The sequence below is a fragment of the Paenibacillus helianthi genome, assembly GCF_001909055.1.
GTDB lineage: Bacteria > Bacillota > Bacilli > Paenibacillales > Paenibacillaceae > Paenibacillus_AQ > Paenibacillus_AQ helianthi.
Genome location: NZ_LVWI01000092.1, coordinates 1 through 26,138, shown reverse-complemented (window position 1 = coordinate 26,138; position 26,138 = coordinate 1). Strand labels below are relative to the sequence as shown.

The following is a 26,138-nucleotide window of genomic DNA, read 5'->3' as shown; positions in this document are numbered from 1 at the left end:
TTGCGGGTGCTGCCCGGTGAAGCTTGCGATTATTTTACTTGCAGCCTATGTGCTGGACCGGATCATAGGCGACCCGCGCAGTATCCCTCATCCGGTGGTGCTTATGGGAAAAGCGATTACAGCTCTTGAACGGCTGATCCGCCGCTTCTGCACGCAGCCGCGCACTCTGAAACGCGCAGGAATCCTGCTTCCGCTGCTGGTCGCAGGCGGAGCCTGGGGAGTGACAGCAGCCCTTCTATTGCTGCTGTCCCGGGTATCGCCTGGACTGGGCTGGGCAGCGGAGGTCTGGCTGATCGCTACAACTATTGCCTCTAAGGGACTAAAAGATGCCGGGATGGCCGTCTATGTGGAGCTGCGCAAGGGAGATATCCCTGCAGCCCGCACGGCGCTCGGGATGATCGTTGGCCGCGACACCACCAAGCTGGAGAGCCCGGATATTGTCCGGGGCACGGTGGAGACTGTGGCGGAGAATATTGTCGATGCGATTATTTCTCCGTTGTTCTTCGCCCTGCTCGGCGGAGCACCGCTGGCTATGGCTTACCGTGCGGTGAATACGCTGGATTCCATGGTCGGCTACAAAAACGACAAATACCGTGATCTCGGCTGGGCCTCCGCCCGGCTCGATGACGTAGCCAATTACATAGCGGCGCGGATGACAGCAGTGCTGTTGGTCTTGTGCGCCTGTCTGCTGCGTCTGGACTGGCGCAGCAGCTGGCGCATTGTGCGGCGCGATGCGCGCAGCCATCCCAGCCCAAACAGCGGATTCCCCGAATCGGCGGTAGCCGGAGCGCTTGGCATCCGTCTGGGCGGCGAAAATGTATACCACGGCGTAGCCACGTTCCGCGCCTATATGGGCGACCCCCTCCGGACTATGGAGCCGGAGGATATCATTCTTGCCTCACGGCTGATGATGTGGTCTTCCGCAATTTTCGTCTGCCTGTGTGCAGCGGCGGCTATGCTGTGGCACGGGATTGGAGGCTGATCCAGAGAGATGGCAAATAACCGAGCCGGATTGGACGCTGAGCATGTACTGCACCCTGAGTATATGCCGGGCGCCCGGAATGAAAGGAAACCTGAGGCAGCACTGAATCCTGAGTATGAACCAGACCCTGGACAGGATGCGGACCCTGAGAGTGAACCAGACCCTAAGAGTGAACCAGACTCTGAGAGTGAACCAGACCCTGAGAGTGAACCAGACCCTGAGAGTGAACCAGACCCTGAGAGTGAACGGGCATATGAGTGCAAAGTAGATCTTCAAGTTGAGCTTGAGCTGGTGCTGATCCGCCATGGACATACCCAGTGGAATGCCGAACGCCGTTACCTGGGCAGCACCGATCTTCCGCTGCTGCCTGAATCGGAGGTGAAGTTGTCTGCTCTTCGGCACCAGCCCGAACTTGCCGGCAGCTTCTGGCGTGTGTACTGCAGTGATTTGCGCAGATGCCGCGAGACACTGGCGGTCATTGCCCCTTCACTTGAGCAGTCAGCAGTGTACGATTCACGGCTGCGCGAGATGAGCTTTGGTGCTTGGGAGGGACAGACTTATGAGCAGCTGCAGAGTAATCCAAGCTATCGGAGCTGGATTGATGATCCTACGGCGTTTACTCCGCCGGACGGAGAATCCTGGGCAGAATTCACCGGACGCGTGGAGAGTTTTTTGTCTGAACTGCTCCATATAGCTGCCGAGGCGCCTGGCCTTAGGAATGGACCTATTCGTATACTGATTGTGACTCACGGCGGCGTTATCCGCCAGATGCTGGCACGGACAACCGCGGGGCTTGGCTTCCGTGAAGCTGCTGCACCTCCGCCGGGAACGGCAACCACGGTGAGGCTGCGGTGGCGCGGAGGGGAAGAGGGCAGTTGCCACTGAGTAAAGTGGAAAAGGGAAAACTAATTTGTGAATTTCACCGATTTTTCGATGAATAGGTGCAAAAGTAGATTTAATCACCTCCATTTCCATCCATTCAGCGCTATCTGGGGGAATGATATGGATTTTTTCCCGTTAAGCCTCTCCGTGGTGGTCTCTCAGCAGAATGAAGTGGATAAATTTCACCAAAGCTATCTACCTAGTAAATAGGGGATTTGTATTTCGAAAAAATGGCTGTAAGCGATCGCCCTGGGTACCGGGCCTTTTCAGCTTCTACAGCCAAAGAACCACGGCCGGAAGAAAATTCCGGGCCGTGGTTCTTTTTTTACGAAGAGGACTGTGCCATGATAGCTATGGGGGCGATGGAAGCATGTTCAAGGATTTCAGGCTCATTGCCGGACGGCCGGTATTCATTCAAGTAAAAGATTACATGAAGCAGCTGATCCTCAGAGGCGCCCTCCAGGGTGACCAAAAGCTGCCGTCTACACGCGAGCTCAGCACGCTGCTGGGGGTCAGCCGCAATTCGGTCATTTCCGCCTACGAGGCACTTGCGGATGACGGCTTTACTTATGCGGTGCAGGGCCAGGGCAGCTATGTATCACAAGCAGCGGCTGATCAAGCCGGAAGTCCTGGAGATTCTGCTTGGACGGTGGACTGGAAAGAGCGGCTGAGCAGCCAGGCCAGGCTGGCCGAGGAACTGGATATTATGAAGCGCGGAATACGCGCGGCGAAGGGTACGATTTCTTTTACCAGCATCGCGCCTGATGAGAGCCTGTTCGATCTGGACAATGTGAAGCGGGCATTTATGGAGCGCATGGCGGTAGAAGGCAATGTTCTGCTGAACTATGGCTATGCCAAGGGGTATAAGCCTTTAATAGACTATTTGCTGCAATATATGGAGCACAAGGGTGTGAATACGCGGGGCAAGGACATTCTGATTACGAACGGATTTACGGAAGGGTTTGATGTGGTATTGTCCGCGCTTGGCCGCAAGGCTGGGGCGGTGCTGTGCGAGAATCCGACGCATCACACGGCGATTAAGAATATGAAGCTGCACGGTTTTGAGATTGCGGGTGTGCCTATGGAGCGGGACGGCATCCATCTGGGTGAGCTGAAGCGGGCGCTTGAGGCGCGTGAGTATGACTGTGCATATTTGGTTCCCTCCTACCACAATCCAACGGGCATCGTCATGTCTCCCGAGAAAAGACAGCGGCTGATGAAGCTGATGACGGAATACAAGGTACCGGTGATCGAGGACGGTTTTAACGAGGAACTCCGGTATTCGGGTTCCCACGTGGCGCCTCTGATCGCAGCAGCGGGCGGCGGGAATAGCGTGATCTATCTGGGAAGCTTCTCCAAGGTGCTTTTTCCCGGACTGCGTGTGGGCTGGGTGCTTGCGGATCAGGAGCTGATCTATTACCTGGAAAGCGTCAAAAGAGCGCGAAGCATTCATACCTCAACGCTGGATCAATCGATTCTGTATCAATATCTGCTGGGCGGCAATCTGGAGAAATACCTGAAACGGGCGAGAGCGGAATATAAGCGCAAATACGAGCTGACCCTGGCCTGCTGCCAGGAGCACATTCCGTATACATCACTCACCGGGGATGGGGGCCTGCATCTTTTTATTACGTTTGCTGAGGGCTTCAGCACGAGGGAGCTGCTTACCGCATGCCGGGAGCAAGGGGTTATTTTTACAGCGGGAGATATATTCTATACGAATGGGCAAGGGCAGAACACACTGCGGCTGGGGTTCTCCAGAGTGGCTGACGGGGATATCCGGAAGGGCGTTGAAATTATTGGCAGCACTGCACGGCAACTACTGGGATGAAGAGGGGTTAAGGGAATGAGAAAAGTAGGCGTAATTATGGGCGGGGTATCCTCGGAATATGAGGTGTCGCTGAATACGGGCAGAGAAATGCTGAAGCATCTGGACCGCAATAAATATGAAGGCGTCCCGGTAGTCATTTCTTCGCGGGAAGAGCTGGTTGATGCGGTAAAAGATCTGGATTTCGCGCTGCTTGCCCTCCATGGAGCCTACGGCGAGGACGGAACCGTACAAGGGACGCTGGAAACGCTGGGTATTCCGTATTCCGGCAGCGGTGTGCTGTCCAGCAGCCTGTGCATGGATAAAGCGCTGTCCAAGACCATTCTCCGCAGCCAAGGGGTGCATACGCCCGCCTGGATCTGCCTGGACCGTATGGAGGATTTCGTGCCGGAAGCTGTAGAGAAGCTCGGATATCCTGTAATGGTAAAACCAAATTCGGGCGGCTCCAGCATCGGCATGACAAAGGTGAACAGCCGTGCGGAGCTGCGGAGCGCAGTAGAGAAGGCTTTTGCCGCTGACCGTTCGGTGCTGATCGAAGAATATACCGAGGGTCAGGAAATCACCTGTCCCATTCTCGGAGGAAAGATGCTGCCCGTTATCGGCATCCGCTCACTGGGAGCGGATTGGTTCGATTACAGTGCCAAATATGAGTTGGGCGGTGCGGAGGAACAGGTCATTCAGCTGCCAGTAGAGCTTGAAGAACGGGTGCGTGCGGCGGCTTTGACCTGCTATCAGGCGCTGAAGTGTACGGTATATGCGCGGGTGGATATGCTGCTTAAGGACGGCGTTCCTTATGTGCTTGAGGTAAACACATTGCCGGGCATGACCGAAACGAGCCTGCTGCCAAGAAGTGCGCTTGCTGCCGGATATACCTTCAGCGGGCTGCTGGATGAGATTATCTCCGGTTCGCTTGCAGAGCGGCGGGGGATCGCTTCGGAGCCGGAGGTTCCAGGCGCTGTAGGCGTACCGGGAGTCCGGCGCGCACAGGGAGAAGACGGCAACGAAAATAAGCAGGACGCTCAGAGTTTGCGGGACACGCAGGCACTGCAGACTGTGCGGCAGGGGGCTGTCCACTATGGATAAACACAAACGGTTTCAACAACAGGATCACAGCGCCCTGCTGAGCGAGCTCATTGCTCCGCGTGTACGGGAGATAGCGCCCTCGGGCATCCGTGCTTTTTTTGATCTCAGTGCGGGTAACAACGAGATTATATCACTGGGTGTAGGCGAACCCGATTTCACTACCCCTGAGCATATCAGAGCCGCCTGTATCCGTGCCCTGGAGCGGGGAGAGACGAGTTATACCCCGAATGCCGGTCTGCCAGAGCTCCGGGAGGAGATTGCCCGCTATCAGCAGGAAAGCTTCGGACTGTCCTATCAGCCTATGGAGGAGGTGCTGGTAACGGTGGGCAGCAGTGAAGCCCTTGATCTGGCGCTGCGTGCCTTCACCGCGCCGGGTGATGAGGTAATCATTCCATCGCCCAGTTACATCGCCTATTCGCCAATCGCCTATCTGAACGGGGGAACATTAGTGGAAGTGGAGGCTACTGCGGAGCAGGGCTTCAAGCTTACCGCCGAGGCGCTGCTTAGAGCCATTACCCCGCGCTCCAAGCTACTGATGGTGAACTTCCCGAATAACCCAACAGGGGCAGTAATGTCTTATGAGGATTGGCTTCCGATTGCAGAAATCGTAAAAGCCCATAATCTGATCGTACTTTCGGATGAAATCTATGCCGAGCTGACCTATGACAGCAGGCATGTCAGCATTGCTTCGCTTCCCGGCATGAAGGAGCGGACGATCGTAATCAGCGGTTTCTCCAAAGCTTTTGCCATGACCGGCTGGCGGGTCGGTTATGCCTGCGGGAACCGGGAACTGCTGTCTGCAATGCTGAAAATCCATCAGTATACGGCGATGTGCGCGCCTGTTCTGGGCCAGATTGCCGCGATCGAATCGCTGCGCCACGGATTGCCGGACAAGAATACAATGAAAGAATGCTTCCGGCAGCGCCGTTCTCTGTTTGTTGAAGGACTCAGATCCATCGGGCTGCATTGCCATGAGCCGCAAGGGGCTTTTTATGCCTTTCCCTCTATTAAACATACCGGAATGACTTCAGAAGAATTTGCGCTTCGCCTGCTGCAGGAAGCAGGGGTTGCAGCTGTGCCGGGACACGTATTCGGTATGGGCGGTGAAGGTCATCTCCGCTGTTCCTATGCCGCTTCCACAGCGAAGCTGACCGAAGCGCTTGAACGGATGGAAGGTTTTATGAAGGTAAAAATGTAATTGTAAGATTAATCTCTATCCCCTATAATCCATAAGGAAGAAATAGGGAGTAATAGGGACGGAATAGCTGGCGATCCGCAGCAGAGGGCCCACTTCTTCAGAGAAGGGGGCCCTTCTAATTTCAATGCAAGAACAAACAGGAGGCTATAATGATGATTTCAGCAATTGAAGAAGTAACGGGACGGATTGCTCCGCCGGATGAACAAGCCGAACTGCAGGCAGCGCTTCGCCTGAACAGTCTGACCAAGCCGCCGGGAAGCCTCGGACGCCTGGAAGCGCTGGCTGTCCGGCTGGCCGGCATCTCGAAGAAGGCGCAGCCCAGTTACGGAACGCGCACCGTTGTTGTAATGGCTGCCGACCACGGCGTCTGCTGTGAGGGGATCAGTGCTTTTCCGCAGGAAGTTACTGTGCAGATGGCCTATAATTTTCTCACCGGTGGGGCGGCGGTCAATGTCCTGGCCCGTCAGGCGGGAGCAAGCGTGCAGTTCGTGGATATCGGAATCAATGCGGAGCTGGAGCATCCGGAACTGATCAACCGCAAGGTGCGGCCGGGAACGGGCAATATGGCAGCAGGACCAGCCATGAGCCGGGAAGAGGCTCTTCAGGCTGTACTTGTCGGTGTAAATGTTGCCCGGGAAGCAGTTAAGAACGGAACGGAGATTTTTATCACCGGTGAAATGGGCATCGGTAATACAACGGCCAGTGCCGCCATTCTGTGCGCTCTGGAGGGCATCTTGCCGGAGGTTGCTGTGGGCCGCGGAACAGGGATTGATAATGAACGGCTGCTGCATAAAATTGAAGTCGTAGCGCGTGCACTGCGCGTGAATTCTCCAAACCCGGCAGATCCGCTGGATGTGCTTGCCAAGGTAGGCGGACTTGAGATCGCTGGTCTGGCCGGGCTCATTCTTGGAGCCGCTGCACTCCGCGTACCCGTCATTCTGGACGGATTCATCTCCGGTGCCGCTGCACTTGTGGCGAAGGCCATTGCGCCTGAATCCACAGCGTATATGATTGCTTCCCATGTGTCGAATGAGCAGGGCCATAAGCTGATGCTGGAGCGCCTGGGACTGGAAGCACTGCTTGATTTGGGGCTGCGTCTGGGCGAAGGAACGGGAGGCGTGCTCAGCCTTCACCTGATTGACGCGGTCAGCGGCATCATGACGGAGATGGCTACCTTTGAGAGCGCCGGAGTTTCCGGGGCTGAGGGAAAATGAGCATCCTTGTAACCGGAGGAGCGCGGAGCGGGAAAAGCGGCTTCGCCGAACGGCTGACGCTCTCCCTGGCGGATCAGGCCATATATGTAGCTACCGGACAAGCCTTTGATGAAGAAATGAAGGCAAGAATTACCCTGCACCGCAAGCTTCGTGAAGCGAATAGCAGTGCCTGGGAGACGCTGGAGGAGCCGCATGCTCTGCCAGCGCTTCTGGACCGTCTCTCCGGCGGAAAGGCGGTGCTTGTGGATTGCCTGACTCTATGGCTCTCTAATGTGCTGCTGGCCGTGGAGGATCAGGAGGACAGACAGGAACGGGTGGAGCGGGAAATCGCCCGCTTGGAGCACAGTGTATCGTCTTTTCAGGGTACACTGGTGCTGGTGACGAATGAGGTGGGGGACAGCATTGTGCCGGAATATGCGCTTGGCCGGCTGTATCGGGATCTGGCCGGCCGCATGAATGCGCTGCTGGCCCGGAGCAGTAAGCAGGTCTTTCTGGTCACTGCCGGCATTCCGATAGAGCTGAAAAGCAGGGAGTATCTGTTATGAGCGTACGTGGGGATGCTGCCGCCGCATTTCAGTTTCTTTCGCGGTTCCCGGTCAAGGGTGGCGGAGATTTCTCCCGCGATTTGCTGCAGCGCAGTGTGGTCTATTACCCGCTGGTTGGCGCAGCTATCGGACTGAGTGCAGCGCTGGGTGGAGGCATCGCGGCCTGGCTGCTGCCTGCCTGGCCGGCTGCTGTGATTACTCTCATTCTGTGGGTGGGGCTGACCGGCGGCCTGCATCTGGACGGCTGGATGGATAGTGCGGATGCGCTCCTCAGCTACCGTACACGTGAGCGAATGCTGGAGATCATGAAGGACAGCCGCGTAGGGGCCATGGGGGTGCTGGCCTGCGTGCTGCTTCTGCTGCTGAAGGCCTCGCTGCTAGCGGCATTCATCGAAGGCGGCTCCTGGGCGGAGCTGCCGCTGCTCCTGCTGCCGCCGGTCTGGGGCCGCTGGTACATGGTGCGGGCTATGGCCCGCTACCCGCTCGCCCGCGGCAATGAAGGGCTGGCCGCCAGCTTCAAGGGGCTGCCTGCCCGGCAGGAGCGGCGCACGCTGCTGCTGGCAGCGCTGCTCTCGCTGGCCGCAGCCGCCGCGCCTCTGGCGCTCGGCGCGGACAGCGCCTGGCCGCAGCTGCTGGTAGCGGCCATCCTTGCGCCGGCTCTGGCGCTGGCCTGCGGCACGCTTGCGGCCCGGCGGATCAGCAGCCGGCTCGGCGGGCTCACCGGCGATGTGTACGGCGCACTGAACGAGCTGCTGGAGGCGCTGCTCCTGCTGCTTCTGGTGCTATTACAGCACAACCTGTAGTGCGCCGAGCCTTAGAGCGCTTATCATAGCCGGCCTGTGTGCCGGCTTATTTTAAGAATATAAGCATTTATATGTTTCACGCTATCAATCATCCTTATATTTCTCCGGCAGCAGAATAATAGCAAGGAGGCTTGGCATGGAAGATCAAGCAGTAACTACACGTATGAAGCCACAGCCTGCGGCTGTGCTGATGATCCAGGGAACAGCTTCGGATGTCGGGAAGAGTCTGGTTACCGCCGCTATTGGGCGGATTATGACCCGGGACGGATACCGGACAGCGCCTTTCAAATCGCAGAATATGGCGTTGAATTCCTACGTCACTGTGGACGGCAAGGAAATCGGCCGTGCCCAGGGCATGCAGGCTGAAGCATTCGGCACTACCGCGACCACCGATATGAATCCGATTCTGTTGAAGCCCTCCGGCGAGATGAGTGCGCAGATTGTAGTGCACGGCGTGCCGCATGTAGCGCTGAGCGCCCGCGAATACCGGGAGAAATTCCTGCCGGAAGCCAAAAGCACGGTGATGGATGCGCTTGGACGGCTGCGGAGCTCTTATGATGTCGTATTGATGGAGGGCGCAGGCAGCCCGGCTGAGATCAACCTAAAGGCGAGGGACATCGTCAATATGAATCTTGCGGGATGGGCGGATGCTCCGGTGCTACTGGTGGCCGACATAGACAGGGGCGGTGTGTTTGCTTTTCTGGTCGGTACCTTGGAACTGCTGGAGCCGCATGAGCGGGCTCGTGTCAAAGGCTTCATTATCAATAAATTCCGCGGCGATTTGTCGCTGCTCCAGCCTGGGCTCGATTGGCTGGAGCAGCGGACAGGCATACCGGTTCTGGGAGTCCTGCCATTTCTGCCTCAATTGCGGATCGAAGCTGAGGATTCCGTGGTTCTGGAAGGAACGACTGGACGGTTGCAGGCGATGAAGGGCAAAGAGCTGGATATCGCCGTCATCCGCTACCCGAGAATCTCCAACTTTACCGATTTTGATCCTCTGGAGGACGAGCCGGATACTGCTGTGCGCTATGTGGCAGCTGCTGATGAGCTGGGCACGCCGGATGCCATCATCCTGCCGGGGACTAAGAACACAGGTGCCGATTTAGATTATCTGCGGGAACAGGGTTTCCCGGAAGCGATCGCCGCGGCAATGAACCAGGGGACCAGGCAGCTTGTTGGCATCTGCGGAGGGTATCAGATGCTGGGCCGGAAGTTGTATGACCCGCATGCGGTAGAAAGTTCAGAACCGGGGGAAAGAGAAGGGCTTGGGCTGTTACCGCTGTCCACTTCTTTTCTCCAGCAGAAGACTACGGTCCGAGCCAGCGGTGTACTGGCTCAGAACCATCCGCTGCTCTTAGGCGGAACACCTCCCGGATCAGTAATGGAACTCTCTATTGAAGGGTATGAAATTCATATGGGAACCACTGCGAACCATGATCCCTCATTGGTCAGAAGCCTCTTTCAGCTGAAGGGACCGGAAGGGAGTACGCAGCCTGAAGGTTGGGGAACACCGGAGGGCCGGGTCTGGGGGACCTATCTGCATGGATTGTTCCACAATGACGGCTTGCGCAGAGCATGGCTTGATGGTCTGAGACTCTCCAAAGGGCTTATACCGCTTGCGCAGACCTTCTCGGCAGCAGCGCTGCGCGAACAGGAGTTTGACAGGCTGGCGGATAGCGTGCGTGCGAATCTTGACATGGCAGCGGTCTATGAGATCATGGGATTAACTCAATAAGGGAGGTAACCATGGCCATAGCGATTCTTCTCTTTATCGTTGCCGGTCTGGCCGAAATCGGCGGCGGGTATCTGATCTGGCTGTGGCTGCGCGAATCGCGTCCGCTCTGGTACGGAGGAGTTGGAGCGCTGATTCTCGTAGTATACGGCATTATTCCCACCCTTCAGAAGTTTCCTTCCTTCGGCAGAGTCTATGCAGCCTATGGCGGGGTATTCATCGTGCTAGCCGTACTATGGGGCTGGCTGGTGGATAAAAAAACACCGGATCTCTATGACTGGATCGGTGCCGGCATTTGTGTAATCGGAGTGGCCGTCATTCTCTGGGCACCGAGACATTGACCGGCAGCAAGCGTGAATGCTCACCAGTGTACCGGGACTCAAGGCCACACCACCTACACACAAAAACAGCAACGGGTGCCGTTCCTTCATAGGACGGCACCCGTTGCTGTATGCTTCTGCGGCAATTATCATAATTCACCGCAGGACTAAATTTTGAACTGCTGTACCGCTTCCTGCAGCTTCACGGCTTGCTGGTACAAATGCTCTACTGTCTCAGCATGAACTTCAAGCTCCTGATGCTGCTGCTCGGAGTTGGCAGCAAGTGTGTCGGCATTTTGCTGTGACTTGGAAGTGATCTGGGCGGTTTCCTCCACGGATGCACTGACCTCCTCGGTACCTGCCGAAATTTGCTGTGTAGCGGCAGATACGGACTGAATGCTGTGGTTGATGCTCTGAATAAGAATCAGCAAGTGGCTAAAAGCATTTCCGGCCTCAGACACTTTGCCCACACCCGAAGCCACCTCGGCATTCACATGATTCATTTCTTCTACCGACCGGTTCATATCCTCCTGCAGGCTAAGCAGGAACTCACGGATTTGTTCATTCGATTCTTTGGATTGCTCGGACAGCTTGCGGACCTCTCCGGCAACCACTGCAAAACCGCGGCCATGTTCACCCGCACGTGCGGCTTCAATGGAAGCATTCAGCGAGAGCATTTGAATCTGCTTGGTGATCTCTGTAATTCCCTGGACAACTTCACCGATCTGCATAGAGCGCTCATTCATGATGCGGAACTGCTCCAGCGACTTCACCGAAGCCTCTGCCACATGACGCATCTGATCCACAGCACTTTGAGCGATGTCATTGCCGCCTGAGGCTTCTTGGGAAGCCTCAATGATCTGTTCGGTAACTTCACCTGCGGCTGAAGCAATATGCTGGATGCCGATATTGATCTCATCCATCGCCCGGGAATTATCCTGCGCGCTGCCGGCAATGGCCGTGCTGCCTTTGCTGATTTCCACAACAGACAGGGCGGATTCCTCAGCCATTCCGTTCAGAATGTCAGTGCGTTCCTTCAAGACATTGGAATCCGTGACCACAATGCTGGAGGTATCCAGAACCTGTCCAATCATCTCTCTCAGCCTCTCGCTCATGGTCCGGAAGCTCTCAGCCAGCAGGCCTACTTCATCGTTTCCTTTAATCTCCAGCTGCTGGGTGAAATCCCCGCTGGCCAGCTTCGTGCTGTAGACTGCAAGCTGTGTGATCGGACGTGTGATTCTGCGGGTCATAAGCAGCGCAGCGCCCACACCAACGATCAGCACACCCAAAGTGATTCCTGCACTAACCCAAAGGATACTGTTCATTTTATTCTGGATAAAAGCAACATCTGAACTTGCTCCGATGACCATTGTAGTGCCGGGAACCCCGACATACGCGGTCTTATGTATTCCGTGACTATCACTGTATATTTCACTAAGTCCGGCTTTTCCCTTGGTCGCCCGCTCCATGGCGGGTTGTACCTCAATGCTCTCATCCGGCTGCAGCTTCGCTCCATGATCTGCAGTTAATACAGTAGCTTTGCCTTCCTTCAAATCGATGAGAAAGATGGTTTCCAAGCCATGCTGTTTTCGTTTATCCTGAAAATAAAATTCAATCGTTGTCATTGATTGTTCGTTTTTGTTCAGAGTCTGCTGGGCATATGTCGCATTCATATTTTTATAGATGTCCTGCGCGGAACTGGTCAGAATCTTGTCAATCTGCGGGATCACATAACTGTCAAAGGTATTGATAGATATGAAATAATAGCTGGTACTTAATAAAGCAGATGACAGCAACAGAACAATGAACAGCAAAAACGTAAATCTACGGCCAATGGATTTCTTGACTTGAAACATTTCATTCTCTCCTTTTCCTTCAATTACATCCTTCTATCCCATGCCAATGCTTTTCGGGCAGGCAAGCAGCAATATATTCCGTAGGTAGGGTCATATATGAAGCTATCGTTTCCGGGAATGTGATTGATAACTATTCTATAGAATTAACCTCAGGTTGAATAGTGAAAAATTGCTTAATGATGAAGAATTTTCAGAAAATTTATGTATATTTATCGAATACTTTAGCTGTTTTATGAAAAAAATGAATTTATATTTCATAGCATGTTAGCTTTGATTGTGGTAGAGTAGAAATGTTTTGTTCTCAAAAAAAGAACGCCGCGGTTCGTAACCATCCCGCGTAACCAAAACTAGGAGGAATAATAGATTCGTGTTTAATTTGTTGTGGGGAATGTTGTTCGTAGTTGTCAATTTTGGTTTCTATCTGCTTTGCTACCGGCTTTTTGGCAAAAAAGGCCTGTATGCCTGGGTCGGTGTGGCTACTGTCATCGCCAACATTCAGGTCGCCAAGACGATTGCCTTGCCCTTCGATATTGTGATGACACTGGGCAACACGATGTATGTCACACTCTATATGACCAATGACCTGTTGAATGAGAAATATGGAAGAGCCGAGGCGCGGAATGCGGTGTGGTTTGGTTTTTTTACATTGCTGATGACTACGGTAATCATGCAGATGGTGCTGTGGTTCGAGCCCCAGGAGACGGATTTCGCCCAACATTCGCTCGAGATCATCTTTGGTCTGATGCCGCGTCTCGCGGCGGGAAGCCTAACCGCTTATTTTATCAGCCAGTTTCTTGATGTCCGGCTGTATGCCTGGATTCGCAAATATTACAGCAGTTCAAGACAGCTCTGGATCCGCTCCAACGGCAGTACGATGGTCAGTTCTTTTGTTGATACACTAATTTTCTGCACCATTGCCTTTGCCGGAACTTATGATCTGCGGGTATGGACAGAAATTCTGCTGACCACGTATATCGTGAAATTTCTGCTTACCGGTGCCGGAACACCAATTCTGTACATTGCCCGTTCCTTCAAATTTGCAGAGGACGAGTTGCCTGCTCAACCGGCAGCAGATTCACGCAGCGCTTCCTGAAGCCTGGGAGAAGAACCGCCGCACCACAGAAGGTGCCTTATCATTGCATCAAAAAAAGCAGCAAACCACTCCGGGAGGAGCTGGTTTGCTGCTTTTTTATTAATGTAAGGATTTACGCTATAAATCTATAAATGCAGCACCGTCAGCTCTTTCGGCAAAGTCGTCAGCGTCTTGGGACCCTCTGGTGTAATCCAGACATCATCTTCAATCCGGACGCCTCCCAGACCCGCTACATAAATACCTGGCTCTACAGTGAAGACATTGCCAATGTCGATGAAATCCCCATTCATTCCGTGCAGTGAAGGATATTCATGCGTGTCCATCCCGAGGCCATGTCCGACCCGGTGCATGAAATACTCGCCGTAACCTGCGGCTTCGATCACTTCACGGGCCGCGCGGTCCACCGAACCGAAGGTCGCTCCGGCCCGCGAAGCCGCAATACCGGCTTCATTGGCAGCCAGAACCGTGTTGTAGATTTCAACCAGCTTGGGATTTGCCTCTTCAACGGCATAGGTGCGGGTGATATCGGAGGCATAGCCTGCGGCGTATACGCCGAGGTCGAACATCAGGAAGTCACCCGGCTGAATGACCCGGCTGCCAGGCACACCGTGGGGCAGTGCGGTATTCGGACCGGAGAGGACCATCGTATCGAAGGAAGGGCCGGAAGCGCCAACCTTTTTCATCAGATAGTCCAGCTCGGCCACCAGCTCGATTTCGCTGACTCCCGCTTTGACATGAGTGAGGCCTTGACGGAGTACCTCCTCTACCAGCTCGGCGGCATGCTTCATGCGGCTGACTTCCTCCGGGGTTTTCTTCGCGCGCATCGCCCGCAGGATAGGGCCGATATCACGGAAAACATCCGCAGGAACCGCTTCTGCCAGTTGTTCATAACGGCTCACGGTGAAGTGCTCCTTCTCAATGCCCAGCGTTCCGGGCCTCAAGCCTGCAAAACATGATTTCAGCAGCTCATACGGATTGTCCGTGTCGCTGTGTGTCAGAATCTTGGTCACTGAGGAGGCAGCAGAAGCGGCTTCGGCATCGAGTGCGGGAACGATCAGCACCGGCTCCTCGCCGCGGATCAGCAGCAGTCCCAGAAAACGCTCATGAGGATTGCTGGCAAATCCGGTCAAATAGTACACATGCTTAGGATCGGTGACGAGCAGCGCATCCAGGCTCCCGCCAGCCATTCCCTGCTCCAAAGTGGATAGAGCCTTATTCATTTCATTAGTTCCCCTTTCGGATTCACGTTAAAATCAACGTTCTCATTATAGATCATAACCCGTCAGGGTGCACGTGCAGTGACGCTGGTTATTGAACGGGAAACGGATAATCATGTATTTCTTACATGTTCGTGAAATGCACAACTTTAGTCCTATCTCTATCTTGGGTTTATTGGGGGAATGTGACAAATTATCTTTTTTTACGATAAAATGCGAGATTTTAATACAGGAATAGATTGACATCTAATAGGCCGTTGGGTAGGATTTCCACTAGGTCTATCTAATTATGACAATTCTGCTGGGGGAGTAGTCATGGGTAGGATACTATCATGGGGAAAAGGGAGACATCTATGTATTCAAAAAGGTTGAGAACTACGGTTTCACTGGTTTTAGTTTTACTTTTATCTTTTCTAAGTGTGCTGGAGGTATCGGCGGCATCTTTGAAGGCGGGGGTGGTAACCTCGGAAAAAATGCTGAACGGGAAGCAAAAAATCTCCGTCAACAGCGTACTGGATGTAACCTACGGTGATTATACGACGCTAAATACGGTGAAATTCTCCCTTCTTAAGGAAGGGAATGAAGTAGCCAGTCAATCGAGGTCGAAATACCAGATCGTGCATATGTCTGCAGCAGACTCGGTTTACTCTGTCTATTATTCCAACATTGCCTTTGAGGGGCTGAATGCAGGAGAGGAATACACTCTGCGGGCAGAGTACCAGGGAAAGTCGGGGGTAGTCGTTACAGATCCCCAGAGCATAACAATCCCTGCTTCAACAAAAATTAAAGTGGTCGTAGAACATATGGCCAAAGACTCGGATACATACGTGGAAGCCGCTGCAGGGGAAGTTCGCAGTGATGATAAAAGCATCAGAATCTCGTTTATGAGCAATGGGGTGCCGCTGGTAAATGAGAGAATTGGAGTATCGGCGTATGCTAAGTATTCTAATGGCTTTGTTACCAATTCCCTAGGTCAGATCGAACTGGTGGGCAAAGCAGATTTCCCATTAGTGAACTCTGTCCTGATCCTTTCTGTCAAATCAGGAACGGATAACTATGAGGCCACACCAGTGTATATTACGGATAAGCAGGAGGCAGGGACATATACAGCTGCTATCCGTTATCTTGATGCTGATGGTAATCTGATGCGCCAGAACTATGACAATTCTAGCTGGCCAAACGGTGTTGTTCAAAGAATTGGTGTTTCTGGACTAGATGTGCTGGTTCTAAAAACAGCCGGTATAACAGGTGATTTCAAAACACTCATTAAATCCGCAAACAATGAAATGTATATGTTCCATACGAGCCAATCGGCGCTGTACTCCGCCGTAGACGGAAGTCATCTTGCCATTATCCAGAATGGCAGTGACTATAGCCGCCTGAACCTGAAGTACTCTTGGGATGGAGCGCCATTAGAGGTGAAATCCGTCTCGGTTACAGCGAATAATCACTATAAACAGCTCAGCAGCTCCAACATCTCTCAGGATATAACTGCAAATGTATTATACGTTAAGAAAGACATCGAATACGATGTCACAGCCGTTGCCGCTATTCCGGGAACGGACAGCAGAGTTGTGTTGCATCATCAGATAAAGCCGGGTGAACCGGTTAGTACCATAGAGTATGCAGCCAAGTCTGAGGACTTCAGTGCACTGAAGCTCCAGGTCCCGGATCGGGGACAAGGTCAAGGTCAGATCAAGGTATCTTTTTTAAATGCCAAATTGAACTTCAACCAGGCCAGCGTAACAGTGCCTTCAGCGGATTCAACCGTGTATGTTCATAAAGGGGAAGAAATTCACCGTCTGACTGCGACAACAACAATCGGAAATAATGGCAGCAGCAACTACACGAATCAGGTTGTTCTGAAATCCTTTTTCACGCCGGTAGAGAAAGAGTATTCCCTTAAGGCTGGGAGCAGCTACAAATCGCAAATTATTCTGAATGTGCTGGGCTCGAATTATTATGCTCAGGACGAAGTCCGCAACCAGATCGTTCTGGGTGAAAACCTGGAGACGCGGGTGGTTATGACTGACGAGAATCAGAATGTTGTGGATCTGAACGGCAACTACAGAATTCAGATTCTGGATGCAGCCGGAGCTATCGTTGAAGAGAATTCGCTCTATTGGACTACGGAAGAAAAGGATGGCTATCTCCAGCGTGTGAACAAACGGGAATGGAAACCTGTGAAGTCCGGAGACTATAAAGTCCAATTTGTCCCTTACTTCTATCAGAATGGGGGATATGTGAAGGGTGAAGTTCTTGCGGAAGCCGACCTGAAAGTCTTGTCTAAGCAGGAACTGGAAGTGGAAGTCCGCGATAAGGCTGGTAAGCTGGTCGACTTGGTGAATAAACCTTATCTAACCGTGGATCAAGCCGGGAAGGTTACCTTCACTGTACGTGAACATGTAACAGGGGCTGTTGGTAAGGCTCTTCCAGGTGTGAAAATTACTCGTTATGGACAGGAAATAGGAATCACTGATGCAGAGGGGCAATTCACACTGCCTGCAAGCGAAAGCTCCTATCTTGGAGAGTTCTTCTTCCAAAAATCGGATTACTTGTCCAAAACGGTATCGGTAGCTGTAATTGATCCGAAAACGCAATCCGTAATACGGGTCCGGGGACTCGATAAGCCGGAGGGGGAATATGCCGGCGGAGTTCCGCTGGATTATGCCTATGTGCAGGCTAGAATCAAGAAAAGCGACGGCACATATATTCAACAGACTGAGTATATCAACATTGATGACCAGCAGGCTTTTCTTATTGTAGAGGCACCTTCGGTAGTCGGTGTAGACTTTATGCGCTACAACCGCAGCAATATGGGAGTAGAGTCCAAATACGGGTATTATATGTACGGTTCTGTGCAAACCAATCCAGGCAAGGAATATTCACTGGTGCTGGATGCCAGAGATCCTCTTCAAGAGGTAAGTAAAGTCAAGCTTACAGAGTACATGGAGGAATTATCTCTTATCCGTAAAGGATTGTCAGGAGTGGATTATGTTCCTTATGTAATCGACAGCAACAGCAGTGATCAGAACTACTTCTATGCTACAGAGGGAACTTACAGTGTATTAGCTCATACCAGCAGAGACACTTTCATTTATCGTGATAATGTAGTAGTCACCAAAGGGGATAACACATGGCTGTATACGGATTCTGCCAGTGATCTGGCTACGGTCGTTGCACCGGAATCAGGAAGCATCTACACGGTGGATTACATCACAGCAGATCAATCGAAGCTTAGGGGTTATGCTTATGACGCTACACAGGTTCAACTGACACCCGGCGAAGTGATTGTGAATCTGGACCAGATGATCGGTAGTCTGGAGTATCAATATAATATCCACCTTTCAGGAGATACACTCAAAGCGGGAACCTTCAACGAGCTGAGTCCCGGCGCTATTGCCGGACTGGATATAGTGGGTCTGAAGAATGGGAAATTGGTTCGCAGCAGTGCCTATAACTCGCTGAATATCGGATTGGTTGATACAGCAGGTAACGCAATAAGCCAACTGTCCAAACCAAGAATTCTGGTTACAAGCTATGGTTCATCCAGCGGTCACACCACGATTAATCCGGAAGCATCTTCTTACACCATTGAGGATGAAGCGGGGAACAAGCTGTATGAAGGAAGTTCGTTAAGCTATCCATTGAATGCTTCCGTAGTGTTGAAAGACGGAAGCTATGTAGTGAAAGCGAATGTTACTATTGACGGAAAAACTTACACCCTTAACAAGAAAATCGTACTGGAAACGAAAGCGGGCACAATAGTTGATCCGGGAACCACTCCTCCAGGTGAAGATTTAGAGAACGGTGGCAGCACACCAGGAAACGGAACTAATCCTGGCAGCGGCACTGGTAGTGGTACAGGTGGCGGTACAGGTGGTGGCACAGTAACAACTCCTGTACCAACCCAAGCGCCGAATGTAAGCGTAAATGAACAGAACACCAAGCTTCAGGAACTGATCAAAAATGTGACAGGGACACCGGCAGAGCGGGCAGCCGCAGCTCAAAGCGCACTAAGCAGTATTGCTAATTCGCTCAAATCCGTGACAACGGCTCAAGGGGCTGAGCAGAACAGCAAGAGCTTGTCCCAAGCCTTGGACAGCGCTGCCCAATTACTCGCAACGATTCAAGATCCGGCAGAGAAGCTGAAGATTGTCAGCTCAGTCAATGATCTGGTAAGCAGCGCTCCTTATGTGCTGAATCATCTGGAAACCGGTGAGAAGGCAGTTGCTTTTGCACAGTCGCTGATTCAGAATGCAGCAGCAGTCTTGAATAACGCACAGGGGGTCGCTGCGGCCGATATCCTGCAAATCAAGAATGGCATAGTGTCTTCCAGCCAAGCGGCCCTGAACAAAGCTGGTGAAGTAACGATCGCCAAGGAAAACGTAACGGTGGAGGGAAACTCTGTCTCCTCTCAATTGACAGAAGGATTGGTCAGCAAGCAGATTGAAGCCTCCAAAAAAGCTCTGGCTGCTGTATCAGAGGACCTGAACGCCAAGCTCGGTGCGGGTCTGGCCAGTGAACTCAAAGTTTCCTTGACCGTAGAGATCCCTCCGGTTGGTGAAGGTGTGAATAAGCTGAACACTTCGCTCCCATCGGAGATTCTGACGATGATACAGAACAATGGTATTGATGGACTCAAGCTCCAGATGGGAAAAACGGCATTTACCATTGAGCCGGATACATTTGGTACAGTGAAAGCCGGGGAGAAGATTACCCTTGCAGCTGAAGTTGTGGAGAATGCTGTAATCGGCAAGCCAAGCCAGGCAGAACCGCTGGCTACCCTGCCTGTGATGGAATTCAGCGCAAAGGTAGGAGATAAGGCAGTCAAAAGCTTCGAGAAGCCGATCAACGTGTCCTTCGACGTATCTGCAATTGACACATCCAAATACTCGGCAGCCAGCCTTGAAAAACTCACAGTGTATGTGCTGAATGAGACCAGCCTGACCTGGGAAGCGGTTGGCGGTAAGTTTGATCCGGTTACACAAACCGTGACTGCGCTAAGAGGCCACTTCAGCCGTTATACCGTAATGCTCGGAAAAGGTGCATTTACGGATGTAGCTGAAAATCATTGGGCTGTGAAAGAAATCAATTACCTGTTAACTAAGGGAATTGTGGAACAGACGGCCAAGTTTAATCCTTCGGATAAGGTAAACCGCGCACAGTTTGCTGCCTGGATTTCCAAAGCCTATGGTCTGGATGGCACAGGGCTGACTCTGCCATTCAAAGATCTCGCTGCCGGAAGCGCCGGTTATAATGAAATCGCCGCTGCTTATGCAGCAGGAATCATTACAGGCAAATCTGCTTCGGTTTTTGACCCTAAGGCGACCATTTCCCGTCAGGAAATGGCCACAATGCTGGCACGTGCTCTTACTCTCTATAACGGGGCTAAGAACGTTTCCGATCCAGGGAATGTAAATGCAGCCTTTACCGATAACGGTAAAATTGCCAAGTGGGCAGCTGCAGGTGTAGCTCTGACCAAGAGCAGCAAGCTCTTTGGGGGCTTTGAAGACGGTACCTTCCGTCCAGCACAAACGGCAACTAAAGCAGAAGCAGCAGCACTGATCTACAGACTTTATCAACTGAAGTAGAGTAAACTGTCCTACAACCAACTAAAGGCTGGCCTGTACGTAGATAACATTCTACGGGCGGGCCAGCCTATTTGTGTATTAGAGCTTTTCTTCATCCCCTGATATGATGTAACATAATCTTAAATCATGTGCTTTGTAAGGGCCAGGCCGAAGCGGATGCCGTCCAAAAAAGAACGGCGGAGCCGTATCCACCTGGAGGAGAGGGGACTTGCCCATGCTAGGGAAGACGGTGCTGGTCACCGGAGGCAACTCCGGTATGGGACTGGCGACAAGCATTGAAATGGCCCGGCGGGGAGCGGCGGTCATTATGGCCTGCCGCAGCCGCCAGCGGGGAGAAGAAGCGCTGGCAGAAGTGAAGCGGCAAAGCGGGTCCGATCATATCAGGCTGATGCTGTGCGATCTGGCCTCGTTCAAGAGCATCAGCGCGTTTACGGAGGAATTCAAGGCCGGCTATCCCGTGCTTGATGTGCTGATTAATAACGCAGGAGTGGTTACAGTCAAGAGACAGCTCACGGCAGACGGGTATGAAATGGATTTTGGTGTGAACCATCTGGGCCACTTTTTGCTGACCAATCTGTTGCTGGAGCCGCTGGCTGCGGCAGAGCAGGGCCGGATTGTAGTGGTTGCCTCAGGAGCCTATAAAATCGGCAAACTTCATCTGGATGATCATACTCTCTCGCGCGGCTATAATCCGGCGAAGGCTTACGCCCGTTCCAAGCTGGCCAATATTTTGTTCACCCGGGAGCTGGCTTCACGGCTGCAGGGGACAAGGGTCACGGTGAACGCCGTGCATCCAGGTGCGGTTGGAACAAGCATCGGGGTGAACCGGGAGACTGGCTTTGGACGCTCGGTCCTGAAGCTGCTGTCTCATTTCTTTTTGACGCCGGAGCAGGGAGCAGATACAGCCATTTGGCTGGCAACAGCGCCGGAGCTGGGGGAAGTAAGCGGAGAGTATTATTACCGCCGTAAGGTTCAGGAGCTGTCCCCCAGAGCGCGGGATGCTGCAGCCGCAGCACAATTGTGGCAGTGGAGTCTGGATCAGACCGGGCACGTTTGAAATTCATATATTTGCAGGAGGAATGGATCAATGGCAGCGCAGAATTACAGGATTGAAGATGCAGTGGCTGGGGATTTAGCGGCTATAGTAGATATTTATAACTCAACTGTTGCGGGAAGGATGGTGACTGCTGATCTGGAACCGGTGAGCATTCAGGACAGAGAGAAGTGGTTCCAGGAGCATAACAGTCATCACAGGCCGCTCTGGGTGCTCAAAAAAGACAGTGAAATCGCCGCCTGGTTTAGTTTCCAGTCTTTTTACGGCCGTCCGGCCTATAACGGTACTGCGGAAATCAGTGTCTATGTAAATGAAAAATTCCGCGGCACAGGGGCAGGTAGCCTGCTGCTGGCCAAGGCTCTGGAGGAGTGCCCGCGTCTTGGCCTGCAGAATCTGGTCGGCTTTGTGTTTGGCCATAATGAGCCAAGCCTGTCGCTGCTGCGGAAATTCGGTTTTGAACAGTGGGGCCTGCTGCCCGGTGTTGCTGAGATGGACGGCATTCTGCGTGACCTGGTGATTATCGGCCGCAAACTGTGAGGAATGGCAGCTTCTCCGGTATCGTTCCCGTATTCTGGCTTAATGCGGACGGACAGATTCAGACTGGCACTCTTCGGCGGTAATCCATGAATCTGACCATTGCTGAAGATCCCGAATAACCGATTCCAGTGCCCGGCCTTTGTCTGTCAAAGAGTACTGGATTCGAACAGGTGTCTCAGGAAACACCTCACGGAGGACAATGCCTTCTTGTTCAAGTTCCTTGAGCCGCTCTGAGAGCAGCCGGCCGCTGACCGGCAGAGAGGCTTCGATAACACTAAACCGCTGGGGTCCCTGTAGAAGCTGGTAGATGATTAAGCCCGTCCAACGTCTGCCGATGATATCCATACTTTTTTGTAACCGTGGACACAAGTCTGTAGATTTCATAAGGGTCACCTCTTAATTAACATTATAAACGAAAAGACCTTTAACTAAAACAAATTTGAAGTATAAAGCGTTTCCCCGAAAGGATGATTGAAGTGGCAAAAAAGAAAAAACCAGCCCATACACCGCGCCCCGCAGCTCCGGAGGCTCCGGCAACTCTGAAGGATCTGCTGAGCAGCGATGTGCTGGAGAAGCTGAAGGCGCAGGGTGATGCCCTTAAGGCCGAAGAGAACGACAAAAAAGAAGCTGCCCGTAAGGCGGTGGAGGACCAGCGCAAGGCGGAGCAGAAGCGTCTGGAGAATGATTTTGCCCATTTGCTGGAGAACAGCAGCCAGGATTGGCACAAATTTAAATAAACATTTTTCCAGTAAAAGGATTGACATGAACCGGAACGTGCGTTTATATTGGGTTTATCAAATTAAAGGGAGGTCGATGAGTCATGATTGGAAATACACAGCTTATAACCGCATATAGAAGATCTGATCTCATCGGCCCCGTCCGGGAAACATGATGTGCACCGGCCTGTTCTGCTGAATTTACACAGGACAGGTACGACTGGCATACTGTAATGAACCTTTGGCAGGGTGCTATATACGGAAACTCTGCGAAGAGCCGTGGATCAGAATGATGATCTGCGGCTCTTTTTGCGTACCCATTTTATTTGCTCCACACATTAATAGCTTACACTTTGAAGGGAATTGAACAACAATTATGAATATGAACATGCAACTTGCGGGCAATGATACGCCCCGTTATAAACATGAGCTTGCCCTGCCGGGCGGCGACCTGAAGGTATATGCCAGTGAGCAGCTGTTTGCCACACTGGATTACAAAGTGCTTGAGATGGCGAACAACAATCTGCAAATTCCCAATATCGAATATATGAGCTACACCCCGGATGTGCATGTAGGCGTCGGAACCTGCATTGGCACTACGGCAGTATGGGATGCCGCTGAAGGGTATGTGTCTCCCTCCATTGTGGGCAGTGATATCGGCTGCGGCATGCGCGTGCATCTGACGACATTGCATAAGGATGATCTCCGTGAAGTGAAGCTACGCCGGAAGCTGGTGCGCGCCATTGAGAAATATTTACCGATGGAGCAGCAGCAGAGGGGGACTTACAGTGATATCCGGCTGGAGAACATTGTCCGCAAAGGGCTGCATGGGCTGCCAAACAAATATGTGCCGGACAGCTATACCCCGAAAAAGTCGAGCGCTTTGTCGCATGTTGAGATCAGCAAGCTCACGTTTGACGAGGAGATTCTGAATGAGCTACCCGACATGGCCTGGCACCGGGGACACCGCCAGCTCGGAACCCTGGGCGGGGGCAACCACTTTGTGGAGATCCAGTCGATTGAAGTTGCGGAGGAGCAGCGTGAATTGGCTGAAGCTTGGGGGTTGCATGACGGGCAGATCGTCGTAATGATCCACTCGGGCTCCCGGGCCTGGGGAGGGATCGTCAACCAGTTCTGCACACCGGCCTTCGTCAAAGTGATGGGCCAACTGGGTCTCGGCAGCGCCGATCCGCGCCTGATCTATGCACCGCTGGCACATCCTCAGGCCCAGCGCTACGTCAATCTGATGTACTCTGCGCTAAACTATGCAGTGGTGAACCGCCATCTGATCGGCTACGCGGTCCGCGAGGGGTTCCGCGAAGTGTTCGGACCCAAATGTGAGCTGCGGACTCTTTACGACCTGATGCACAACTATGCCTGGCAGGAACAGACTGCTTCGGGGTCCAAATTCGTCCACCGCAAAGGGGCAACCCGCGCGCTGCCGGCCGGACACCCGGATAACCCACGGCCGTATGCGGCTACCGGCCATCCGGCGCTGATTCCGGGCTCCATGGGTACGGCCTCGTATATCATGGTCGGTCTCCCGGGAGGGGAAGAGAATTATTATTCCATCTGTCATGGTGCCGGACGCATCCGTTCACGGTCTGCAACGAAGCGGCTGGTGTCGGTCCATGATTTTTCCAAGTCGATGAGAGTAGGCAAAGAGGATGAGATTGTGGTTAATCAGCATTCCCTGGAATCTATCATTGACGAATCGCCTCAAGCCTATAAGAATGTAGATGAAATAATAGAGAGCGTTACGGGCGCCGGGCTGGCTGCAGTCGTAGCCAAATGCAAGCCGCTCGCAGCGATAAAGGGGACCAAGTAACCATGGAGAAGGAGAACACGAAGCATACTGTAATTTATAAATACGACGAAAATACTGCTGGTATGATCAAGGGCTACGATGCCTACGCACGTCTGGTGGACGGTATTCTTGAGGCTCTGCACACCCGTTATGGTGTCCGTTATGAGCTATATGCCAGTGACGACCCCAACAGTGAATACTGGAAGCTGCTGGAGAATGATGTGCAGAGCGGCAATCCCGGCGTGGAGCATGTGGCGCGGATTTTTGACCGCCTGGAGGACCGGACATTTGTATATGACGATGACAAGGAGCAGCCGGAATACAGCATCCACTTGTCGATTCGCAATAACGTGTTGGCCTATCCGGATATGGGCGTGGCCCTTGCACGGGTCCCTGTATTTCAGGAGAACGGCATCAACTTCCAGGACTATGTGTTTGCTGCCTCCGACGGGCAGCTGCAGTTTTTTCTCGGCAATGTGCGCAAGCGGCAGCGGGAACAGAATATCAATAAGGTGACTGTGTACACCGACAGACGCAATGGAATCTTCCGTGAGGATGAACCGATTACACGTTCTGTCGGGCGTGAGGATGTGGTGCTGGAAGCTGGAATCAAAAAAGAAATTTTCCGTTCGCTTGACCAGTTTTTCGATTCGGACCGCAGCTTTTATGTAACCTATGACATTCCTTACAAAAGAGGGATTCTGCTGTACGGACATCCGGGGAACGGGAAGACCACGCTGGTCAAATCTATTGCAGGAAGCGTGCCTGGTCCGGTCGTCTATTGGCAGATTACCGAATACACCAGCAGTGAATCGGTGAATGAGGTGTTCGAAGCCGCAGCCCGGCTGGCGCCTATGGTGCTGGTGATCGAGGATATCGATTCGATGCCGCAGGAGGTCAGATCCTTTTTCCTGAATACGCTGGACGGGGCCACCTCCAAGGAAGGGATTTTTCTAATCGGGACCACCAACTATCCGGAGAAAATAGATCCCGGACTCATGAACCGCGCCGGGCGCTTCGACCGGGCCTATGAGATCCGAATGCCGGACGAGGAGCTGCGGATGGAGTATCTGAAGCTGCGCGGCTTCACGGCGTTTGCCGGTGAAGAGGGTGTGGCCACCGCAGCGCGCCTGACGGCGGATTTCTCCCTGACCCAGCTCGGTGAGCTGTATGTCAGCGCCGCACTGGAATGGCACGAGAACGGGCGGGCCGATGTCGAGGCCCTTGTCCGGGGGATGCGCGGCGAGCTAGATAAAGGCCGCAAGCGGGAATGGATGAAGGACGCTGCGTCGACTATCGGATTTTATTAGAACAGTAATTTTCATTATTGCATTTGCAGATAAGCTGTATTGCAGCGTAGGGGAGCCGGAGGGCTCCCTTTTTGCGTGCGCCTCACAGTCGCACTATCTAGGTGGTTCAAATCCACCCGGTGACTTTACCCTTTAAAGTGCCGTAGCCGAAGCAGACTTCCGGCAACCGAAGGTTGCCGGAAGGGCAGGGTGTCTTCCGTAAGGAAGAATCCGAAGGGCCTGCAGGCAAAGTCCAGCCCGGAATGCAGTGAACCAGAGGTGGCGGCGATGCTGGGTGACCCGCCGTAAAAACGGGGAAACCTATACGAAATCGTATATCTTACAGGAAAACACACAAAGGGAAATGACCTGCAAGACTCATCGACGT

The 26,138-nt window shown here is 52.9% G+C and carries 21 protein-coding genes; 17 read left to right on the top strand and 4 right to left on the bottom strand.

The window, feature by feature from the left end:
• Nucleotides 1–16 precede the first annotated feature (16 nt).
• From cbiB to A3844_RS28890, 10 genes are all read left to right on the top strand, one after another.
• Nucleotides 17–982 carry an adenosylcobinamide-phosphate synthase CbiB gene (gene cbiB / locus A3844_RS28935; protein WP_074109280.1) on the top strand — a complete coding sequence of 322 codons (966 nt, stop codon included), beginning with the start codon at nucleotides 17–19 and terminating at the stop codon, nucleotides 980–982.
• Nucleotides 983–991: 9 nt separating this feature from the next.
• Nucleotides 992–1,867 carry a histidine phosphatase family protein gene (locus A3844_RS28930; RefSeq protein WP_083607080.1) on the top strand — a complete coding sequence of 292 codons (876 nt, stop codon included), beginning with the start codon at nucleotides 992–994 and terminating at the stop codon, nucleotides 1,865–1,867.
• A gap of 367 nt (nucleotides 1,868–2,234) precedes the next feature.
• A complete protein-coding gene (gene pdxR, locus A3844_RS28925) occupies nucleotides 2,235–3,695 on the top strand; it encodes a MocR-like pyridoxine biosynthesis transcription factor PdxR (RefSeq protein WP_074109279.1) in 1,461 nt (486 codons plus the stop codon).
• A 15-nt stretch (nucleotides 3,696–3,710) separates the two neighbouring features.
• Nucleotides 3,711–4,775 carry a D-alanine--D-alanine ligase gene (locus A3844_RS28920; protein WP_083607079.1) on the top strand — a complete coding sequence of 355 codons (1,065 nt, stop codon included), beginning with the start codon at nucleotides 3,711–3,713 and terminating at the stop codon, nucleotides 4,773–4,775.
• Nucleotides 4,768–5,973, top strand: coding sequence for an aminotransferase class I/II-fold pyridoxal phosphate-dependent enzyme (locus A3844_RS28915; RefSeq protein WP_074109278.1), 1,206 nt, complete (start codon nucleotides 4,768–4,770; stop codon nucleotides 5,971–5,973). The genes A3844_RS28920 and A3844_RS28915 overlap by 8 nt, the downstream gene beginning before the upstream one ends.
• A gap of 152 nt (nucleotides 5,974–6,125) precedes the next feature.
• On the top strand, nucleotides 6,126–7,187 hold the full coding sequence (gene cobT / locus A3844_RS28910) for a nicotinate-nucleotide--dimethylbenzimidazole phosphoribosyltransferase (protein ID WP_074109277.1): 1,062 nt from the start codon (nucleotides 6,126–6,128) through the stop codon (nucleotides 7,185–7,187).
• Entirely contained in the window at nucleotides 7,184–7,732 is a 549-nt protein-coding gene (gene cobU / locus A3844_RS28905) for a bifunctional adenosylcobinamide kinase/adenosylcobinamide-phosphate guanylyltransferase (RefSeq protein WP_074109276.1), read from the top strand. Before cobT ends, cobU begins: the two co-directional genes overlap by 4 nt.
• Nucleotides 7,729–8,535, top strand: a complete 807-nt coding sequence (cobS, locus tag A3844_RS28900; protein ID WP_074109275.1) for an adenosylcobinamide-GDP ribazoletransferase — start codon at nucleotides 7,729–7,731, stop codon at nucleotides 8,533–8,535. The genes cobU and cobS overlap by 4 nt, the downstream gene beginning before the upstream one ends.
• Nucleotides 8,536–8,671: 136 nt before the next feature.
• On the top strand, nucleotides 8,672–10,270 hold the full coding sequence (locus A3844_RS28895; protein ID WP_074109274.1) for a cobyric acid synthase: 1,599 nt from the start codon (nucleotides 8,672–8,674) through the stop codon (nucleotides 10,268–10,270).
• Nucleotides 10,271–10,281: 11 nt separating this feature from the next.
• Nucleotides 10,282–10,608 (top strand): YnfA family protein, encoded by a 327-nt coding sequence (locus tag A3844_RS28890; protein ID WP_074109273.1) that lies wholly within the window; start codon nucleotides 10,282–10,284, stop codon nucleotides 10,606–10,608.
• 146 nt (nucleotides 10,609–10,754) lie between these two features.
• Here A3844_RS28890 and A3844_RS28885 read toward each other — a convergent pair whose 3' ends face one another.
• Nucleotides 10,755–12,443, bottom strand: coding sequence for a methyl-accepting chemotaxis protein (locus tag A3844_RS28885; RefSeq protein ID WP_074109272.1), 1,689 nt, complete (start codon nucleotides 12,441–12,443; stop codon nucleotides 10,755–10,757).
• 367 nt (nucleotides 12,444–12,810) lie between these two features.
• On the opposite strand from A3844_RS28885, the gene A3844_RS28880 reads away from it, so the two are divergent.
• Nucleotides 12,811–13,536: a queuosine precursor transporter gene (locus A3844_RS28880; RefSeq protein WP_074084928.1), complete on the top strand. Its 726-nt coding sequence runs from the start codon at nucleotides 12,811–12,813 to the stop codon at nucleotides 13,534–13,536.
• A gap of 125 nt (nucleotides 13,537–13,661) precedes the next feature.
• On the opposite strand, the gene A3844_RS28875 is transcribed toward A3844_RS28880, so the two are convergent.
• Nucleotides 13,662–14,756: a M24 family metallopeptidase gene (locus A3844_RS28875; protein ID WP_074109271.1), complete on the bottom strand. Its 1,095-nt coding sequence runs from the start codon at nucleotides 14,754–14,756 to the stop codon at nucleotides 13,662–13,664.
• Nucleotides 14,757–15,106: 350 nt separating this feature from the next.
• Between A3844_RS28875 and A3844_RS28870 the strand changes: the two genes are divergently transcribed.
• The 3 genes from A3844_RS28870 (at nucleotide 15,107) to A3844_RS28860 (ending at nucleotide 21,938) form a co-directional block, all read left to right on the top strand.
• The gene (locus A3844_RS28870) at nucleotides 15,107–20,347 is read left to right on the top strand and encodes an S-layer homology domain-containing protein (RefSeq protein WP_167374769.1); all 5,241 of its coding nucleotides are present in this window, start codon (nucleotides 15,107–15,109) and stop codon (nucleotides 20,345–20,347) included.
• A 214-nt stretch (nucleotides 20,348–20,561) separates the two neighbouring features.
• The gene (locus tag A3844_RS28865) at nucleotides 20,562–21,404 is read left to right on the top strand and encodes an SDR family oxidoreductase (RefSeq protein ID WP_074109269.1); all 843 of its coding nucleotides are present in this window, start codon (nucleotides 20,562–20,564) and stop codon (nucleotides 21,402–21,404) included.
• Between the two features lie 30 nt (nucleotides 21,405–21,434).
• Nucleotides 21,435–21,938 carry a GNAT family N-acetyltransferase gene (locus A3844_RS28860; RefSeq protein ID WP_074109268.1) on the top strand — a complete coding sequence of 168 codons (504 nt, stop codon included), beginning with the start codon at nucleotides 21,435–21,437 and terminating at the stop codon, nucleotides 21,936–21,938.
• A gap of 39 nt (nucleotides 21,939–21,977) precedes the next feature.
• On the opposite strand, the gene A3844_RS28855 is transcribed toward A3844_RS28860, so the two are convergent.
• Entirely contained in the window at nucleotides 21,978–22,322 is a 345-nt protein-coding gene (locus A3844_RS28855; RefSeq protein WP_074084933.1) for a winged helix-turn-helix transcriptional regulator, read from the bottom strand.
• 83 nt (nucleotides 22,323–22,405) lie between these two features.
• Here A3844_RS28855 and A3844_RS28850 point away from each other — a divergent pair, with 83 nt between their 5' ends.
• From A3844_RS28850 to A3844_RS28840, 3 genes are all read left to right on the top strand, one after another.
• The gene (locus tag A3844_RS28850) at nucleotides 22,406–22,675 is read left to right on the top strand and encodes a YqkE family protein (RefSeq protein ID WP_178381967.1); all 270 of its coding nucleotides are present in this window, start codon (nucleotides 22,406–22,408) and stop codon (nucleotides 22,673–22,675) included.
• Between the two features lie 361 nt (nucleotides 22,676–23,036).
• Nucleotides 23,037–24,482 (top strand): RtcB family protein, encoded by a 1,446-nt coding sequence (locus tag A3844_RS28845; protein ID WP_074103479.1) that lies wholly within the window; start codon nucleotides 23,037–23,039, stop codon nucleotides 24,480–24,482.
• A gap of 2 nt (nucleotides 24,483–24,484) precedes the next feature.
• Entirely contained in the window at nucleotides 24,485–25,771 is a 1,287-nt protein-coding gene (locus A3844_RS28840) for an AAA family ATPase (RefSeq protein ID WP_074109267.1), read from the top strand.
• Nucleotides 25,772–25,896: 125 nt separating this feature from the next.
• Here the strand turns inward: A3844_RS28840 and A3844_RS33245 are convergent.
• Nucleotides 25,897–26,138: hypothetical protein (locus tag A3844_RS33245; RefSeq protein ID WP_208619429.1), on the bottom strand; the 242-nt coding region annotated here is incomplete at its 5' end.

What these genes read in the sequence shown, in the direction of transcription:
- A3844_RS28870 (WP_167374769.1), top strand. Translation starts at nt 15,107, where the DNA reads ATGTATTCAAAAAGGTTGAGAACTACGGTTTCACTGGTTTTAGTTTTA.
- A3844_RS28840 (WP_074109267.1), top strand. Translation starts at nt 24,485, where the DNA reads ATGGAGAAGGAGAACACGAAGCATACTGTAATTTATAAATACGACGAA.
- cobT (WP_074109277.1), top strand. Translation starts at nt 6,126, where the DNA reads ATGATTTCAGCAATTGAAGAAGTAACGGGACGGATTGCTCCGCCGGAT.
- cobU (WP_074109276.1), top strand. Translation starts at nt 7,184, where the DNA reads ATGAGCATCCTTGTAACCGGAGGAGCGCGGAGCGGGAAAAGCGGCTTC.
- A3844_RS28920 (WP_083607079.1), top strand. Translation starts at nt 3,711, where the DNA reads ATGAGAAAAGTAGGCGTAATTATGGGCGGGGTATCCTCGGAATATGAG.
- A3844_RS28845 (WP_074103479.1), top strand. Translation starts at nt 23,037, where the DNA reads ATGAACATGCAACTTGCGGGCAATGATACGCCCCGTTATAAACATGAG.
- A3844_RS28865 (WP_074109269.1), top strand. Translation starts at nt 20,562, where the DNA reads ATGCTAGGGAAGACGGTGCTGGTCACCGGAGGCAACTCCGGTATGGGA.
- cobS (WP_074109275.1), top strand. Translation starts at nt 7,729, where the DNA reads ATGAGCGTACGTGGGGATGCTGCCGCCGCATTTCAGTTTCTTTCGCGG.
- A3844_RS28875 (WP_074109271.1), bottom strand. Translation starts at nt 14,756, where the DNA reads ATGAATAAGGCTCTATCCACTTTGGAGCAGGGAATGGCTGGCGGGAGC.
- A3844_RS28850 (WP_178381967.1), top strand. Translation starts at nt 22,406, where the DNA reads ATGATTGAAGTGGCAAAAAAGAAAAAACCAGCCCATACACCGCGCCCC.
- A3844_RS28855 (WP_074084933.1), bottom strand. Translation starts at nt 22,322, where the DNA reads ATGAAATCTACAGACTTGTGTCCACGGTTACAAAAAAGTATGGATATC.
- A3844_RS28890 (WP_074109273.1), top strand. Translation starts at nt 10,282, where the DNA reads ATGGCCATAGCGATTCTTCTCTTTATCGTTGCCGGTCTGGCCGAAATC.
- A3844_RS28915 (WP_074109278.1), top strand. Translation starts at nt 4,768, where the DNA reads ATGGATAAACACAAACGGTTTCAACAACAGGATCACAGCGCCCTGCTG.
- A3844_RS28860 (WP_074109268.1), top strand. Translation starts at nt 21,435, where the DNA reads ATGGCAGCGCAGAATTACAGGATTGAAGATGCAGTGGCTGGGGATTTA.
- A3844_RS28885 (WP_074109272.1), bottom strand. Translation starts at nt 12,443, where the DNA reads ATGTTTCAAGTCAAGAAATCCATTGGCCGTAGATTTACGTTTTTGCTG.
- pdxR (WP_074109279.1), top strand. Translation starts at nt 2,235, where the DNA reads ATGTTCAAGGATTTCAGGCTCATTGCCGGACGGCCGGTATTCATTCAA.
- A3844_RS28895 (WP_074109274.1), top strand. Translation starts at nt 8,672, where the DNA reads ATGGAAGATCAAGCAGTAACTACACGTATGAAGCCACAGCCTGCGGCT.
- A3844_RS28930 (WP_083607080.1), top strand. Translation starts at nt 992, where the DNA reads ATGGCAAATAACCGAGCCGGATTGGACGCTGAGCATGTACTGCACCCT.